At 62.5% G+C, this 14274-nt stretch carries 14 protein-coding genes; 8 read left to right on the forward strand and 6 right to left on the reverse strand.

Annotation, left to right across the window (positions count from 1 at the left end; translation table 11 throughout):
• Positions 1–87: 87 nt before the first annotated feature.
• The 3 genes from DPV74_RS15995 to DPV74_RS16005 form a co-directional block, all read right to left on the reverse strand.
• Positions 88–1041: a hypothetical protein gene (locus DPV74_RS15995; protein ID WP_240439988.1), complete on the reverse strand. Its 954-nt coding sequence runs from the start codon at positions 1039–1041 to the stop codon at positions 88–90.
• Positions 1042–1564: 523 nt separating this feature from the next.
• The gene (locus DPV74_RS16000; protein ID WP_119337560.1) at positions 1565–2587 is read right to left on the reverse strand and encodes a TniB family NTP-binding protein; all 1023 of its coding nucleotides are present in this window, start codon (positions 2585–2587) and stop codon (positions 1565–1567) included.
• Positions 2580–4286, reverse strand: coding sequence for a DDE-type integrase/transposase/recombinase (locus tag DPV74_RS16005; protein ID WP_162923057.1), 1707 nt, complete (start codon positions 4284–4286; stop codon positions 2580–2582). Before DPV74_RS16005 ends, DPV74_RS16000 begins: the two co-directional genes overlap by 8 nt.
• A gap of 504 nt (positions 4287–4790) precedes the next feature.
• On the opposite strand from DPV74_RS16005, the gene DPV74_RS16010 reads away from it, so the two are divergent.
• The 3 genes from DPV74_RS16010 (at position 4791) to DPV74_RS16020 (ending at position 6755) form a co-directional block, all read left to right on the forward strand.
• The gene (locus DPV74_RS16010; protein WP_027790182.1) at positions 4791–5504 is read left to right on the forward strand and encodes a PadR family transcriptional regulator; all 714 of its coding nucleotides are present in this window, start codon (positions 4791–4793) and stop codon (positions 5502–5504) included.
• A 37-nt stretch (positions 5505–5541) separates the two neighbouring features.
• Complete coding sequence (locus DPV74_RS16015; protein WP_119337562.1) at positions 5542–6363, forward strand: siderophore-interacting protein; 822 nt, start codon at positions 5542–5544, stop codon at positions 6361–6363.
• A gap of 167 nt (positions 6364–6530) precedes the next feature.
• Positions 6531–6755 (forward strand): hypothetical protein, encoded by a 225-nt coding sequence (locus DPV74_RS16020; protein WP_027790184.1) that lies wholly within the window; start codon positions 6531–6533, stop codon positions 6753–6755.
• A 25-nt stretch (positions 6756–6780) separates the two neighbouring features.
• On the opposite strand, the gene DPV74_RS16025 is transcribed toward DPV74_RS16020, so the two are convergent.
• A complete protein-coding gene (locus DPV74_RS16025; protein WP_021157499.1) occupies positions 6781–7362 on the reverse strand; it encodes an undecaprenyl-diphosphatase in 582 nt (193 codons plus the stop codon).
• A gap of 443 nt (positions 7363–7805) precedes the next feature.
• On the opposite strand from DPV74_RS16025, the gene DPV74_RS16030 reads away from it, so the two are divergent.
• The 4 genes from DPV74_RS16030 to DPV74_RS16045 are packed head-to-tail and all read left to right on the forward strand — an operon-like array spanning position 7806 to position 11123.
• Positions 7806–8546 carry an acetoacetate decarboxylase gene (locus DPV74_RS16030; RefSeq protein WP_021157498.1) on the forward strand — a complete coding sequence of 247 codons (741 nt, stop codon included), beginning with the start codon at positions 7806–7808 and terminating at the stop codon, positions 8544–8546.
• Between the two features lie 52 nt (positions 8547–8598).
• The gene (locus DPV74_RS16035) at positions 8599–9384 is read left to right on the forward strand and encodes a 3-hydroxybutyrate dehydrogenase (RefSeq protein ID WP_048021178.1); all 786 of its coding nucleotides are present in this window, start codon (positions 8599–8601) and stop codon (positions 9382–9384) included.
• Positions 9381–10598 carry a patatin-like phospholipase family protein gene (locus tag DPV74_RS16040; protein ID WP_027790186.1) on the forward strand — a complete coding sequence of 406 codons (1218 nt, stop codon included), beginning with the start codon at positions 9381–9383 and terminating at the stop codon, positions 10596–10598. Before DPV74_RS16035 ends, DPV74_RS16040 begins: the two co-directional genes overlap by 4 nt.
• 60 nt (positions 10599–10658) lie before the next feature.
• Positions 10659–11123 (forward strand): hypothetical protein, encoded by a 465-nt coding sequence (locus tag DPV74_RS16045; RefSeq protein ID WP_027790187.1) that lies wholly within the window; start codon positions 10659–10661, stop codon positions 11121–11123.
• Between the two features lie 75 nt (positions 11124–11198).
• On the opposite strand, the gene DPV74_RS16050 is transcribed toward DPV74_RS16045, so the two are convergent.
• Positions 11199–12083, reverse strand: a complete 885-nt coding sequence (locus tag DPV74_RS16050; RefSeq protein WP_059693277.1) for a LysR family transcriptional regulator — start codon at positions 12081–12083, stop codon at positions 11199–11201.
• A gap of 120 nt (positions 12084–12203) precedes the next feature.
• Between DPV74_RS16050 and argC the strand changes: the two genes are divergently transcribed.
• The gene (gene argC, locus DPV74_RS16055) at positions 12204–13151 is read left to right on the forward strand and encodes an N-acetyl-gamma-glutamyl-phosphate reductase (protein ID WP_119337563.1); all 948 of its coding nucleotides are present in this window, start codon (positions 12204–12206) and stop codon (positions 13149–13151) included.
• A gap of 158 nt (positions 13152–13309) precedes the next feature.
• Here the strand turns inward: argC and DPV74_RS16060 are convergent, their stop codons facing one another.
• Positions 13310–14233, reverse strand: coding sequence for a LysR substrate-binding domain-containing protein (locus DPV74_RS16060; RefSeq protein WP_059693273.1), 924 nt, complete (start codon positions 14231–14233; stop codon positions 13310–13312).
• Positions 14234–14274 lie beyond the last annotated feature (41 nt).

The following is a 14274-nucleotide window of genomic DNA, read 5'->3' on the forward strand; positions in this document are numbered from 1 at the left end:
TCCGCCGTCCAGCGCCGCCGGCGCTCCGGGCCCGTCAACACTTCCATCACTTCCTGCCTGGTGTTAGTCAAAAACACAGTCTTATGCCTACCCGTTATTGTAAGTGGGTGACTGTGTCCGGCGTTTCAGGGGGCTGCTCCACCTTACCTCACCGCGGAGAATCAGTCGAAACAAGCGTTCCACCATTTCGTTACGCCAGGCACACGATCGCAGTATTCGACCAAGCGCGATCTGCGAGCTGCTTTCGGTATCCACAATTGGCCGACCGGCAGCGAACGCCAAAATTTCCCGGATTCTCGCCTGTGACACCTGCCATCCAATACCAATACCCTTGTACTTAGCTTCTGGGAATAGCAACGGCGCCAAAACCAACCGACGACGGGCCGATATACCGATAGATCGCAGCTCTCGCGATGTCGCCTGATCATCCAGCAACTGCCGCATCCTCGGTAGTTCATCTCGTCGCACGGCCGTCAGCACACGACTCTTCGTCAACGGCCACGATTTACCCTCGATCAGTCGCTTACTCATGAACTCCCTAACCTTGCTTTCCTTTACGTTGAGAAAGCGCGCGGCATTTGCTGCCCAAATCCAATTCAATCTATGCGCAATCGAGCCAAGCAATTCGTTGCCTCGATCCAGCACAGGCCACGGCCAGTGTTCAATTAGGTACTGCTGGAAATGACCCACCATTGGTTCAAATCCATCGACTGTTTTATTCGAACATATATACAAATAGATGCTCGAAAAGGCCGTCCGGATCGACATCTCTGCATCGCCTACTCTTTGATGTAATGCGCTGAGATATGTCAAGTAGCCGGATGGCCAAGCAGCAAAAACACTAGCCGCAGGTTCGAGCATCTGAACTGCAGTTTTCATATCATCAAGCAGTGCCATTCTCCTCGTTGAAGTCGGCTGCTCAGAGACATCTCGCCTTGTGAATTGCATGATCAATTCACTCATCGCCTTCAATTCAAGAGCATGGAATGTTTCGGTCTCCGAGCGCCGCTTTTGAAGCTTACTAGCAACCAAAGCCGACAACTCCACGTACTCCGAAGGTGCTGAGGTTACCGAAGCATCTGCAAAGACGGCGCCGCAATGGCATCGTTGCAACGTCGCCCTATTCGAAGAAATCCTCTCGTTGCATTTGGCACATCGATCCATCAGCCAGCACTTGTGCTTCCTGCATACCAAGTACTGACGGAGCTCCCATTCTGCAGACCAGTGTTGCTGCTCACGTAGACATAGAGCGCAACACCTGGAGGCCGTAGTCATCCACGCCCTCGGTGCGGCTCCCCGTAGTTCGGACAAGTACTCCACATACTGTCGAACCTCCAGTGGTGGCTGCACTCGATCCCATGAAAGCGCCACCTCGAAGACCGAGGGATCGAATGCAATACGAAGTCGCTTCAGCTTAGACGCAGTAGTGCCGTTGCTTCGAGCAATACGGAAGAGAAATGCCGCTGCCCCTTCCCCCGACTGAATCACGGGGTGAAACAGCAATCGCACGGGTTCCACGGCATGCGCGGCAGTTTCCTTAACAAGGCACCCGCGTGCGACAACGTTATTTTTTGGGAACATATTTCTCGATGTCCTCACGCAACACGGCGAAGGGCTCTCCCGGCTCGACAAGGTCGCGAAGCTTTGCACGTGGATTGAACGGATTGAGGATCTTCGGGCCTTCTGACCAAACCTCCTCTGAGAACGCCTCCCCGAACGCCTCCATATCGAGCTGCTTTCTACGCTGCCTGAATGCAACGCTCATTGCGCCGTCGATCAGCTTCGCAACGTAGTCGAGGATCCCGGCACTGGCGATGTACATGCGATTCGCGAACTCGGGTGCGTGAAGTGGAACGCACGGTACAGGAATACGTGAATGCATATGCTTGAGGATGCTCGCGAACTCCTTGCAGTCATCGCGGTTCCGCCAATCAAAACGCCTCACCTCGTGCTGTGCCGAGAAGCGCCGAGCAAGCTGGATATTGTCTCGGATGACGCTAACACCGTTCGGCAGACCACCAAGGATCACGCAAACTTTCGTGTCGTCCATCAATTTCTTCAGCCAATCGCTTGCCAAACGCGCCTCGCGTTTGTTGCCGTACTCTACGAAATGTTGGAACTCGTCAATGATCAACACCTCGACCCCGCACCGCTCGAACAGCGCACAGATGTGCTTGGTCTTGTCCTCCGCGGATCCGCGCGGAACGTTGTCGCCAATTTCATCGAGAATTGCCTGCGAGAGGTTCTTTATCGTCGGCCTGGAGGGTGTCCCTACATATAGCACCGGAATGGTGGGTCCCTCAGCATCTTCCTTGCGCGGAAAATTGGATTCATAGAATCGCAACAACGTCGTCTTGCCCGTTCCGCTGTGTCCCGAAAGGAACATACCGACCGCTGTTCGAGCGGTGCGCCATCGCCGATGCCGCAATGCGATCTTCTGGATCGCAGTTCGAAACTGCCCGTAGTGAATGATTTCCGATCGTATGGAAAAGCCAAGATCGTGTTCCTCGGGAACGTGCCTCCCAAGCCCAAGTGTTGCAAGGTAGGAAACCGTGTCGGCGGTACTGCATCGATTCAATTCACGCATGATTCACCCCTTCGTACAGAGGACTCGGGCAACTTTCCAGCTCGACCAGATCGTCGATGTCAAAGTGATCCGCTCTCGTCGTACCGTTTGGATCGGGTGCAGTGACAAGCGAAGATTCTTGCCGGATATGAGTCGATGGCCGAGGCGCGAAGACTGCCTCACTGTCGACGAGCGCAATAGCGGCGGCCTGCTTTAGACCACGCCGATTCTTCCGCTGAATAGCTTCGCTGACCATCGCCTGAATCTCGTCCTTCACATTTATGAGGTGCTCGTCATTCCACTTATCTCCGTGCAGTTGTCTCGCCCGCTGCTTGATCAGAAGATGCTGATGGAGCGTTAATTTATTTGTGTATGCAGCAAATCTATCGATTACCGATACCTTGAAGTACTCCTTTGCATCGTCATCGAAAACATGTACGTAGCTAACATCACCTTCGTACCTCTTCAGTTGCACCTTCAGTCTTCTGTAACGGCTTTTGTTGCGAAGGAACTGCAGTTGTTCGTTGTTGTACAGCAGTCCATCAAGCTCGACACCGTAGTGCCAAACGGGACGCCGCTCAGGAATACCCGTGATTACCTCGAGCTGCTGCGGGTAGGCCGGCAGTTCAATCTGGATATCAGGGAGCCCGGCCGTCCATTTCTCAACCGGCGTCATCATCTGCAGACCACGGTGAGGAGTCTGGTGATACTCGTCCGCAATCCATTTGACGAGGATGCGCGTCAACGTATCAAGGTCGATCGCGGCCAGCTCTTCCGACGGGTAGTCGCCACGTTCGTCGATGCTCGAGAACACTGTGCCCGGCAACTTATGCATGACGGACCGTTGAATGGTTCCGATCATCCGCTCCACGGCGCCCTTGAATTCCGGTTGCCCAGCAGGACAATAGAGCATCGTGATTCCCAGCTCACCGCACACCATTTGGACCGCCTCGGCATGAAGGTCCATCCCGTTGTCAACAGCAATCAAGACAGGAATGCCATGTCCAGGATGGGAACAGTGCAGCGGCACGACACTTTCCCAGTCGAGCTTAGGCAGAATCGCTCGCTTGAGGCATTGCAACACCGAGTGAGCGGATGGCGCTCTAAAGCTGATGTAGAAGCCAAGCACGACGCGACTGTAGCGGTCGATCGCAACTGTGAGCCAAGGCCTACCCAAAGGCAATCGGGTGACGATATCAAGCACCACGACATCCAGCGGCGTGTGGTCAATCTCCACGCGATGAAGTGGGTAATCGGCCCTAGCCATCCCGCGCACCCATCTGCTCTTCCTATCTCCTTCACGTTTTCCTAGGCGTGCGGTATCAACTATGTTTTGCTCAAGCTGCGTTAGCCACCGATATACCGAGGCACGAGACGGGCACCTAAGCGACTCGCCGGTTGGCCTGGTCTCGCTGTAGTGTTTGCACTTTTTTTTGAGAGTCCGATAGACGTCTTGGGCGGATTTCTTCTGCGAATCTAGATAAATTTCATCGACCGCTTCCTCGAACAGCCTACGAACTGCGTTGTCCGATCGGCGCCCGTTTTCGATACGCTTGTCGACCAACGTGTTCACACTTTGAGTATCTCGAAAGCGAATCCACCATCGCTTGATGGTCGCTACGGCAGGAGGGTGCTTGTCTCCGATCTCGGCAGCAACCTTATCGACCTGAGCTTGTATCCACGCATCCGTGTTGGTAAAGCCGTCGACTAGCTCTCTCATGTACGTATGACGATACTCGGCTCGCTGCCGATGCTGCTCCCTGAACGACTTCGACAAGACCTCGCCCAACGAGATTCCCGAGCGATTGGTTGGTCTGATGGCCTTTGCACAGCATCACCTCGGTGAGCATGTGGTTGTGAAAAGCGTCGAGAAGGACATCAACGACATCCGTGAAAGAGACCGTTCCGTCGGCCATGGAAACAGTCGGAATGAAAATTGGACCCGTTGGCGCGTGTGATATCGCGCTCGGCGAGCCATCGTCTAACGGACGTTCGTGACGCGACAACGTCTGCAAACATGCTCTACGGCCTGGAAGAACCACGATCACCATAGAGCATATCTATCGATTTCCCCATTCAATATGTGAGAAAAAGCTCACTATCATTGAGAACCTACAGTCACCTTTTCACCAGTCCCCGCCATCCATCCCCCAATAAATCCCCTTGACGGTCTATCTTTCGATATATATCTTTAGATATGTTTTCCGACATATAGGACACGATCATGCGACACAACCCTTCCCGCGGCCATGCCCGAAGCGACGGTCATGGTGCGCATGCCCGCCCTGACTGGTTCACCGGTCTCTGGTACGCGATTGGCCGCCACCGCCGCGGCCACGATCCGTTCGGTGGCGGCGGCCCGTTCGGCGGCCGTGGCGGGCGCGGCGGCTTTGGCGATTTCGGCGACGACGGCATGCCACGCGGCCGCCAGTTCAGCTCCGACGATCTCCAGTTGCTGTTGCTTGCGCTCGTCGCCGAGCAACCGAGCCACGGCTACGAGCTGATCAAGGCGCTCGACACGCGTTCGAACGGTTTCTACAGCCCGAGCCCCGGCATGGTGTATCCGGCGCTCACGTATCTCGAAGAAGTCGGCTTCGTCGCGTCGCAGGCGGAAGGCAACCGCAAGCGTTATGCACTGACCGACGCCGGCCGCACCCATCTCGACGCCCAGCGCGAACGGGTCGATACGCTGTTCGCACGCCTCACGCACCTCGCGCGCAAGATGGAATTCATGCGCCGTGCGTTCGCCGGGGAATCGGCGGGCAACGAAACGCAGGACGAAACGCAAGCAGGCTGGCTGCCGGAGTTCGTCGAGGCGCGCCTCGCACTCAAGCGCGCGTTGCTGCACAAGAGCGCAGCCGGCCCGGATGAACAGCGCCGCGTCGCGGCCATCTTGCGCCGTGCGACGGCCGAAATCGAAGGCGGCACCGGCGCGTGATCCGCGCCGCCCCGTCAAACCTCAGGAGAACGGATTGATGCAGAACACATCCGAGCGCACCGTGACCCGCGTGCGCCACACCCTCAAGTTCCGCTTGCTGCAGGTCCTGCGCGTGCACGCCGTGACGCCGCACCTGCTGCGCGTCACGCTCGGCGGCCCCGATCTCGCGGATTTCGAATCCGCGTCGTTCGACGATCACGTGAAGGTATTTTTCCCGCCGCCCGGCGCCGAACGGCCTGCGATGCCGACGCTCGGCGCGAACGGTCCGGAGTTTCCGGAAGGCGAACCGAGGCCGGTCGCGCGCGACTTCACGCCGCGCCGCTTCGACCGCGCCGCCCGCGAACTCGATCTGGAATTCGTGCTGAACCACCCGGGCCCTGCGTCGCAGTGGGCCGCACAGGCACGCGTCGGCCAATGGCTCGGCATCGGCGGCCCGCGCGGTTCGTTCGTCGTCCCGACCGGTTTCGACTGGCACCTGCTGATCGGCGACGATACGGCGCTGCCGGCGGTCGCGCGGCGCCTCGAGGAATTGCCGGCCGGTGCGCGCGCGGCCGTCGTGATGGAAGTCGCCGATCGCACCGCGCAGATCGCGTTCGACACGCGCGCCGACGTGCATGAAATCTGGCGCTTCCGCGCCGAAGCCGACGCCGCGAACGGCGACGTGCTGCTGAATGCCGTGCGCGACCTGCCGCTGCCGCCGTCCGGCGACGGCTACGTGTGGGCGGCAGGCGAAGCGCTGTCGATACGCGCGATACGCCAGCACCTGACCGGCGAGCGCGGCGTCGACAAATCGCGCATCCGCGCGGCGGCCTACTGGAAGCGCGGCGCGGCGGCCGTGCACGAAACCCTGGAAGACTGACGGATGCGGGTAGCCGTCAAAGGCGTACCCGGTTGACCGGCGGATGACACAATCGTCGCGTCGGCGCACCAGCGGGCTTGGCACCGCTATCGCGACTGGTATATATCTGTGTGTGCGACGCCGCTGTCGGGCGACAGCCGTCGCAGCCCGTCCAGGAGCGTCCGGTCATGACAAAAGAAAGCCCCGCTTCGCCTTTCCTTCGCAACCTGAAGATCGCCGGCTATTGCGGCCTTGCCGCGGTGGTACTCGCGCTGTTCGTCGCGATGTGCGCGATCCTGAAGGAAAGCGCGCTCGACCGCGACGCCGCGCAACATCCGGCCGATACGCCCGAACTGCACGATGCGGGCGGCGGGCCATCCGCATCGGCTGAATCGGCCAGGACACCCGGCTGACGGCGTCCGGCCCGATCCCCCCCGCTTACGGCGCGTGCCGGCGCCCCATCACGACTGCATGCACCGAATCGCCGAGCCGTTCGAGCAGCGCGGTCGCGCGTTGTCCGTACAGGTGCGCGGCCAGCGCGCCGGCCGTGCCGACCAGCACGCCGCCCGCCATGTCGAACGGCCAGTGCACGCCCGCATAGATACGCCCCCATGCAATCGCCGCGGCCAACGCGGCCATCACGAACCCGGTGAGCCGGGTCGTGCCGCCGAGCATCAACCCGACTGCCATGCTCCACGCGAACGTCATGTGGTCGCTCGGAAACGAGCTGTCCGGCGCATGCGGAATCAGTTGCGTGCCGACGCCGGCCATGAACGGACGCGGCGAGAACCAGAAATGTCCGATGACCTGCGCGAGCGCGATCGCCACGCATACGCCGACGCCGGCTTCGATCGCCTGGCGCCGCGTCGTGCGCGCGCCGAAGATCCAGGTCAGCAGCAGCATCGCGGGCAGCGCATAGACGAGCCAGTCGGCGGCGAAGATGGCGAGGCGGGCAACGCCCGGCTGCGGCGCAACCCCGGCGTTGATGGCGGAAAAAAGGGTGAGATTGAGGGTCTGCATGAATCCGGTTGCGTGAGGCGTAAAAACTCGGCCGGTTGCCCGGCCTGATACGAACGATGCTAGGGCGCTCCCGCTTAAGCGATGCTTAATGCGGCGCACGCACGCGACGAAGCCCGCCGCGGCGAACGCACTTAGAGCTTGCACTGCAGCACAAGTTCACACAATTGTCACATTCCCGCGCAACCGCCTCCCGGAAAGGCTCACCTGCCGTCCCGTAAAGACTCACCTTTTTCACATCGTGACGTCATCGATGCATGCGAACATCGGGGCGCCGGGGCCTGTCCGGACCGTTTGCATCATTCATCTCAATATTTACGCGTCGAATTCTACGAAATCGGCAACAATTAATTCCATATGCGGCATCGCACAACGGCAACGCACAGGCATAGGATTACGAGCTTACGAGCACTCATCCACGAAGCGATCAACAACAAGGAGTCCGCATGAAACCCAGCGATGTCCGATCGAAAGCGTTTGCGATGCCGTTGACCAGCCCTGCCTTCCCGATGGGCCCTTACCGTTTCGTCGATCGTGAGTTCCTGATCATCACGTATCGCACCGATCCGGACCGTCTCCGCGAAATCGTCCCCGAGCCGCTGCAGGTCACCGAGCCGCTCGTGCATTACGAATTCATCCGCATGGCCGATTCGACCGGCTTCGGCGATTACACCGAAAGCGGCCAGGTCATTCCCGTCGAGTACAACGGCCAGCCGGGCGGCTATACGCTCGCGATGTATCTCGACGATCACCCGCCGATCGCCGGCGGCCGCGAACTGTGGGGCTTCCCGAAGAAACTCGCATCGCCCACGCTGCACGTGAACACCGACCACCTCCTCGGCACGCTCGACTACGGCAAGGTGCGCGTCGCGACCGGCACGATGGGCTACAAGCACAAGGAACTCGACATCGACGAGCAGACGAAGCGTCTTGCCGGCCCCAATTTCCTGCTGAAGATCATCCCGCACGTCGACGGCACCGCGCGCGTCTGCGAACTGGTCCGCTACTACATGCAGGACATCAAGATGAAGGGCGCGTGGACGGGCCCCGCATCGCTCGAGCTGGCGCCGCACGCGCTCGCGCCGGTCGCCGACCTGCCCGTGCTCGAAATCGTCGAAGCCCGGCACATCGTCGCGGATTTGACACTGGGCCTCGGCGAAGTCGTCTACGATTACCTGGCTCAGTAACACGTCCGCAGTCCTTTCTCCCTGTCAAACCTTTCACCACGGGAATTCGAACATGAGCAACCTGAATGGCAAGACCGCAGTCGTCACGGGCGCGGCGAGCGGCATCGGCAAGGAAATCGCACTCGAGCTCGCGAAAGCGGGCGCGGCCGTCGCGATCGCCGACCTGAACCAGGACGGCGCGAACGCCGTTGCCGACGAGATCGTCAAGGCGGGCGGCAAGGCGATCGGCGTCGCGATGGACGTGACGAACGAGGAAGCCGTGAACAGCGGTATCGACAAGGTGGCCGAAACGTTCGGCTCGGTCGACATCCTCGTGTCGAACGCGGGCATCCAGATCGTCAACCCGATCGAGAACTACTCGTTCTCCGACTGGAAGAAGATGCAGGCGATCCACGTCGACGGCGCATTCCTGACGACCAAGGCCGCGCTCAAGCACATGTACAAGGACGATCGCGGCGGTGTCGTGATCTACATGGGTTCGGTGCACTCGCACGAAGCGTCGCCGCTGAAGTCGGCGTACGTGACGGCCAAGCACGGGCTGCTCGGCCTGGCCCGCGTGCTGGCGAAGGAAGGCGCGAAGCACAACGTGCGCTCGCACGTCGTGTGTCCGGGCTTCGTGCGCACGCCGCTGGTCGACAAGCAGATTCCGGAGCAGGCGAAGGAGCTCGGGATCAGCGAAGAGGAAGTGGTGAAGAAGGTGATGCTCGGCAATACGGTCGACGGCGTGTTCACGACGGTGCAGGACGTCGCGCAGACGGTGCTGTTCCTGTCGGCGTTCCCGAGCGCCGCGCTCACGGGCCAGTCGTTCATCGTCAGCCACGGCTGGTTCATGCAATGAAGCCGCACGCCCGCACCGAAAAGCAGGCCGTCGATGCGGCGGACCTGCATCACGAGGCCGGCGCACCGGCCGCCGCGCGCACGCTGCCGTACGAAACGATCGCGCTCGTGCTGCAAGGCGGCGGCGCGCTCGGCGCGTACCAGGCCGGCGTGTTCGAAGGGCTGCACGAGGCGGGCATCCCGCTCGACTGGATCGCGGGCATCTCGATCGGCGCGCTCAACACCGCGCTGATCGCGGGCAATGCGCCCGAGCATCGCGTCGAGCGGCTGCGCGAGTTCTGGGAAACGATCTGCAAGCCGGCGTTCTTCCCGACGGTTCCGGCCGCATTCGAGTTCGCGCTGTTCAACAGCATCGACCAGGTTCGTACGTTCTTCACCGCGTCGCAGGCCGCGAGCGCGATGATGCAGGGCCAGCAGGGCTTCTTCGTGCCGCGCTTTCCGCCGCCGCTGCCGGGCGTGTCGGATCATCCGGAGAAGATCAGCTGGTACGACACGTCGCAATTGCGCGCGACGCTGCTGAAGCTGTGCGATTTCGACCGGATCAATTCGGGCGAAACGCGCGTGTCGGTCGGCGCGGTCAACGTCGGCACCGGCAACTTCGTGTACTTCGACAACTCGCGCATCCGTCTGGCACCCGAGCATTTCATGGCGTCCGGCGCGCTGCCGCCCGCGTTCCCGCCGGTCGAGATCGACGGCGAGTACTACTGGGACGGCGGTGTCGTGTCGAACACGCCGCTGATGGAAGTGCTCCGCGCACGGCCGCGCCGCGACACGCTCGCGTTCCAGGTCGACCTGTGGAGCGCGCGCGGGCCGCTGCCGCGCACGATGGCCGACGTCGCCGAGCGCACGAAGGACGTGCAGTATTCGAGCCGCACGCGCTTCGTGACCGACACGCTGCAGCGCGAACAGCGCTACCGCAACGTGCTGCGCCACGTGCTCGAGCAGGTGCCGGAAGAGCAGCGCAAGGCGGATCCCTGGTGCGTCGAGGCCGATGCGATGTCGTCCAGCAAGAAGTACAACATCCAGCACCTGATCTACCAGCAGAAGGCGTACGAGCATCACTACAAGGACTATCAGTTCGGTCTGTCGACGATGCGTGACCACTGGTCCGCGGGTCTCGACGACATCCGCAAGACGCTCGCAGTCAAGGACGGCCTCGCGCTGCCCAACAACGACGCGGGCTTCGTGACGCACGACATTCACCGCAAACGGTAATGCCGTGCGCGACGGATCGGCGCGATGCATGCGCCGATCCGTCCTCTTCTCCGATCAGACATGCCGATTTTCATTGCACTGTTCGCGCTCATCGCTGCCGGATGGGGCGCGGTTCACCTGTTTCACGTCATCGCCGCGCAGTTCGGCCAGCCGGTCGCGATCGCGGCCGCCGTGCTCGCCGCCGCGATCCTGATCGCGCTGGTCGCCTGGTGGATCAAGCGCCACCGCGACATCGCACCGAATACGAAGGAAGAAGGCTGGACCCACGTCGTGCACCGCGCGTGGGGCGAGCTGCGCGTGTCCGCAACGCAGGGGCTGCTGTGGCTGTCGCACGACGGCGCGGACGGCCGCTATACGCTGTCGCAGCTCGACGGCTGCCAGGCCGCGCCGATCGGTGGCCGCTGGCACCTCGTCGTGCACGTGCGCGATGGCGTGCGCAGCGAATGGACGCTGCCGATGATGGACAAGCGCGACGCGCAACGCTGGGCGCGCGTGCTGACGCTCGCGAAGGACAACCGGCTTTGAGACGGCATGCCGTGAATGCACGGGCACGGCATGCACGCATGAACCGCCGCGCCGCCTGGCCCGCATGCCGGTGCGCTATCGCGCGCCGAGCGCCCACAACGCATCGAGTACATGCTGTGTCGCCCGCTCGACCGGCCCCGCCCGATGGGCGATACCCAATTCACGCCACAACGCCGGGCGCAACGCCCGCATGACGATGCGCGCATCGGGTAGCGGGGCGCCCGCCTCGTGCGGCAGCAGCGTCGCGCCGTAGCCCGCGGCGACCAGGCTCTTGATCGCATCGTTGTAGTTGAGTTCGATCCGCGGCTCCGGCCGGTGGCCGCCGAGCGCGAACCATTCCGTCGTCAGCCGTGACAGGCGGGTGGTCGCATCGTTGAGAATCAGCGGGCGGGCGGCCAGATAGCCGGGCGTCACGCGCGCCGGAAGCGGCCAGTCCGCCGGCAGAAACGCCATCACCGGATCGCGCCGCCACGCGCGGATCGACAGCCCCGCGACCGCCGTCTGCGGCAGCGCCACCAGCCCGACGTCGAGCGTGCCCTGTGCGATGCGCGCCAGCGTGTCGTGCGACGTGAGCACCGCGATCTGGACATCGATATCCGGATGCTGCTCGCGCAAGCGGGCCACCGCCTGCGGCAGCAGGTGCGCGATCGCCCCGGTCGATGCGCCGAGGCGTACGCGTCCGGTCAACCCCTGCACCTGTCGCTGCACATCGTCCAGCGTGGATTCGACCTCGGCCAGCAGGCGGCGCGCACGCTCCACCAGCACTTCACCGATAGGCGACGGCCGCACGTTTCCACGCGTGCGGGACAGTAACGGCGCGCCGATGCGGTTCTCCAGTTCGGCAATGTGAAGGCTGACGGTCGGCGGCGCGAGGTGAAGCAGTTGCGCCGCGGCGACAAAGGATCCTTGGTCCGCGATGGCGACCAGCGTGCGCAGGCGGTCCAGGCTGATCTCCCGCATTCTCCACCTCTCGTTCAAGAAAACTGAATCTGATGGTCAGTAAATTCAACTTTTCCTATTCTAGGCGCTCGGTGGACGATACGGCTTTCCCGACGACCGAACCGAAGGAACGCGACCACCATGAGCCAGCCCACTGTCTACATCGACGGCGATCAAGGGACGACCGGATTGCAGATCCACGAGCGCCTGCGCGGGCGCACCGACCTGCGGCTCGTCGCGCTGCCGGAGGCCGAGCGCAAGGATCCCGTACGGCGCGCCGAAGCGATCAACGCAGCCGACATCGCGATCCTGTGCCTGCCCGACGCGGCCGCACGCGAAGCGGTCGGCTTCATCCGGAATCCGGCGGTACGCGTGATCGACGCGAGTTCGGCCCATCGCACGCAGCCGGAATGGGTCTACGGCTTTCCCGAGATGGCCGACGGGCAGGCACGGGGAATTGCACACGCACGGCGTGTCACCAATCCGGGCTGCTACCCGACCGGCGCGGTCGGGCTGCTGCGGCCGCTGCTACAGGCCGGGCTGCTGCCGCGCGACTACCCGGTGAGCATCCATGCCGTGTCCGGATACTCGGGTGGCGGGCGGGCTGCCGTCGACGCATTCGAATCGGACGACGCTTCACGCGCGAAACCGCTCCAGGTCTACGGCCTCGCCCTCGCGCACAAGCATCCGCCCGAGATCCAGCTGCATGCCGGTCTGGCGAACCGTCCGTTGTTCGTGCCGGCTTACGGTGCCTATCGGCAAGGCATCGTGCTCACCGTGCCGATCGAGTTGCGGCTGCTCCCTGCCGGTGTGACCGGTGAGCAACTGCATGCGTGTCTCGCGCACCATTACGCCGAGTCGCGCCACGTCGACGTCACGCCGCTCGCGGACACGCACGCAATCACGCATCTCGATCCGCAAGCGCTGAACGGCACCAATGACATGCGGCTCGGCGTGTTCGTCAATGCCGAGCACGGCCAGGTGCTGCTGTCCGCCGTGTTCGACAATCTCGGCAAAGGCGCATCCGGCGCAGCCGTGCAGAATCTCGACCTGATGCTCGGGGCGGCAGGCGCGGCAAAAGCGGCGTAAGCCGTGTGCGGGCACCAGCGTCGGCAGGCCGAGCACCTCGCGACCGCGATGTGTTGATACCCGTTCGACGCGACCGGCTCGCGACGCGGTTGCGAGCCGGAAACGGGGCCTGCCGATGCTGCGCACATGCCCCCGTAAAAGCTCACCTTTAGCCGGTTTCAGGCCGTATCGTCACCCGCCGCGGCATTCAAACCGGCCAGCGTCTCCATCAGAAAATCCACGCACACGCGCACTTTCGCCGACGCCGCGACGCGCTCCGGATACACGGCCCAGATGTTCGCGGGCTGGATTGCGTCCGGCAGCACGCGACACAGTGCACCGCGTTCGATCAGCGGCGCGGCTTCCCAGATCGAACGCAGCACGATGCCGCGCCCGGCCAGCGCCCATTGCACGGCGACCTCGCCATGGTTCGTCGACAGCGCGCCGCCAACCTTCACCGTGGCCGTTTCACCGCGCACGTTCAGCCGCCACACGCCGAACGGGTGATCGCGCTCCTTGATGGCAAGACAGTCGTGCGATGCGAGATCCGCGAGCGAGCGCGGTGTACCGCGCCGGGCGAGATAGTCGGGCGACGCACACAGCACACGGTAGTTCGCGGCAAGGCGGCGCGCGATCAGGTGATCGGCGATCTCGTCGCCGATGCGCACGTCGAGGTCGTAGCCTTCGCCCGCGACGTCGACGAGCCGGTCGAACAGATCGAGCCGCACGTTCAGTTGCGGATAGCGTGCCGAGAAGTCGAGCAGCGCCGGCGCGACGATGTGCCGGCCGAAGCCGAAGCTGCTCGAAATGCGCAGCGTGCCGCGCGGCACCGTGCGCGTGGTCGACACGTCCTCGACGAGATGATCGACGTCGTCGAGAATCTTCTCGGCGCGCGCGAACACGCGCTCGCCTGCTTCCGTGACCGTCACGCGGCGCGTCGAGCGATGCAGCAGGCGCGTGCCGAGCTGCGCCTCGAGCAACGCGATGCGCTTGCTGACATAGGCCGGCGACACCGCGAGCTGCTCGGCGGCCGCGCTGAAGCTGGTCAGGCGGACGACCAGGCTGAACACGCGCAGGTCGTCGAGATTCGGCGATTTGTTCACGATTCGTGGAAAGTCGATTAACCTTTCGCGCGATTTTAATC

The sequence above is a fragment of the Burkholderia sp. HAN2018 genome (assembly GCF_024704855.1).
GTDB classification, from domain to species: domain Bacteria; phylum Pseudomonadota; class Gammaproteobacteria; order Burkholderiales; family Burkholderiaceae; genus Burkholderia; species Burkholderia cepacia.

Coding starts and splice junctions, on each gene's coding strand:
- DPV74_RS16025 (WP_021157499.1), bottom strand. CDS start 7,362: ATGCAGACCCTCAATCTCACCCTTTTTTCCGCCATCAACGCCGGGGTT.
- DPV74_RS16045 (WP_027790187.1), top strand. CDS start 10,659: ATGCCGATTTTCATTGCACTGTTCGCGCTCATCGCTGCCGGATGGGGC.
- DPV74_RS16015 (WP_119337562.1), top strand. CDS start 5,542: ATGCAGAACACATCCGAGCGCACCGTGACCCGCGTGCGCCACACCCTC.
- DPV74_RS16005 (WP_162923057.1), bottom strand. CDS start 4,286: ATGAGAGAGCTAGTCGACGGCTTTACCAACACGGATGCGTGGATACAA.
- DPV74_RS16030 (WP_021157498.1), top strand. CDS start 7,806: ATGAAACCCAGCGATGTCCGATCGAAAGCGTTTGCGATGCCGTTGACC.
- DPV74_RS16010 (WP_027790182.1), top strand. CDS start 4,791: ATGCGACACAACCCTTCCCGCGGCCATGCCCGAAGCGACGGTCATGGT.
- argC (WP_119337563.1), top strand. CDS start 12,204: ATGAGCCAGCCCACTGTCTACATCGACGGCGATCAAGGGACGACCGGA.
- DPV74_RS16040 (WP_027790186.1), top strand. CDS start 9,381: ATGAAGCCGCACGCCCGCACCGAAAAGCAGGCCGTCGATGCGGCGGAC.
- DPV74_RS16050 (WP_059693277.1), bottom strand. CDS start 12,083: ATGCGGGAGATCAGCCTGGACCGCCTGCGCACGCTGGTCGCCATCGCG.
- DPV74_RS16000 (WP_119337560.1), bottom strand. CDS start 2,587: ATGCGTGAATTGAATCGATGCAGTACCGCCGACACGGTTTCCTACCTT.
- DPV74_RS16020 (WP_027790184.1), top strand. CDS start 6,531: ATGACAAAAGAAAGCCCCGCTTCGCCTTTCCTTCGCAACCTGAAGATC.
- DPV74_RS16035 (WP_048021178.1), top strand. CDS start 8,599: ATGAGCAACCTGAATGGCAAGACCGCAGTCGTCACGGGCGCGGCGAGC.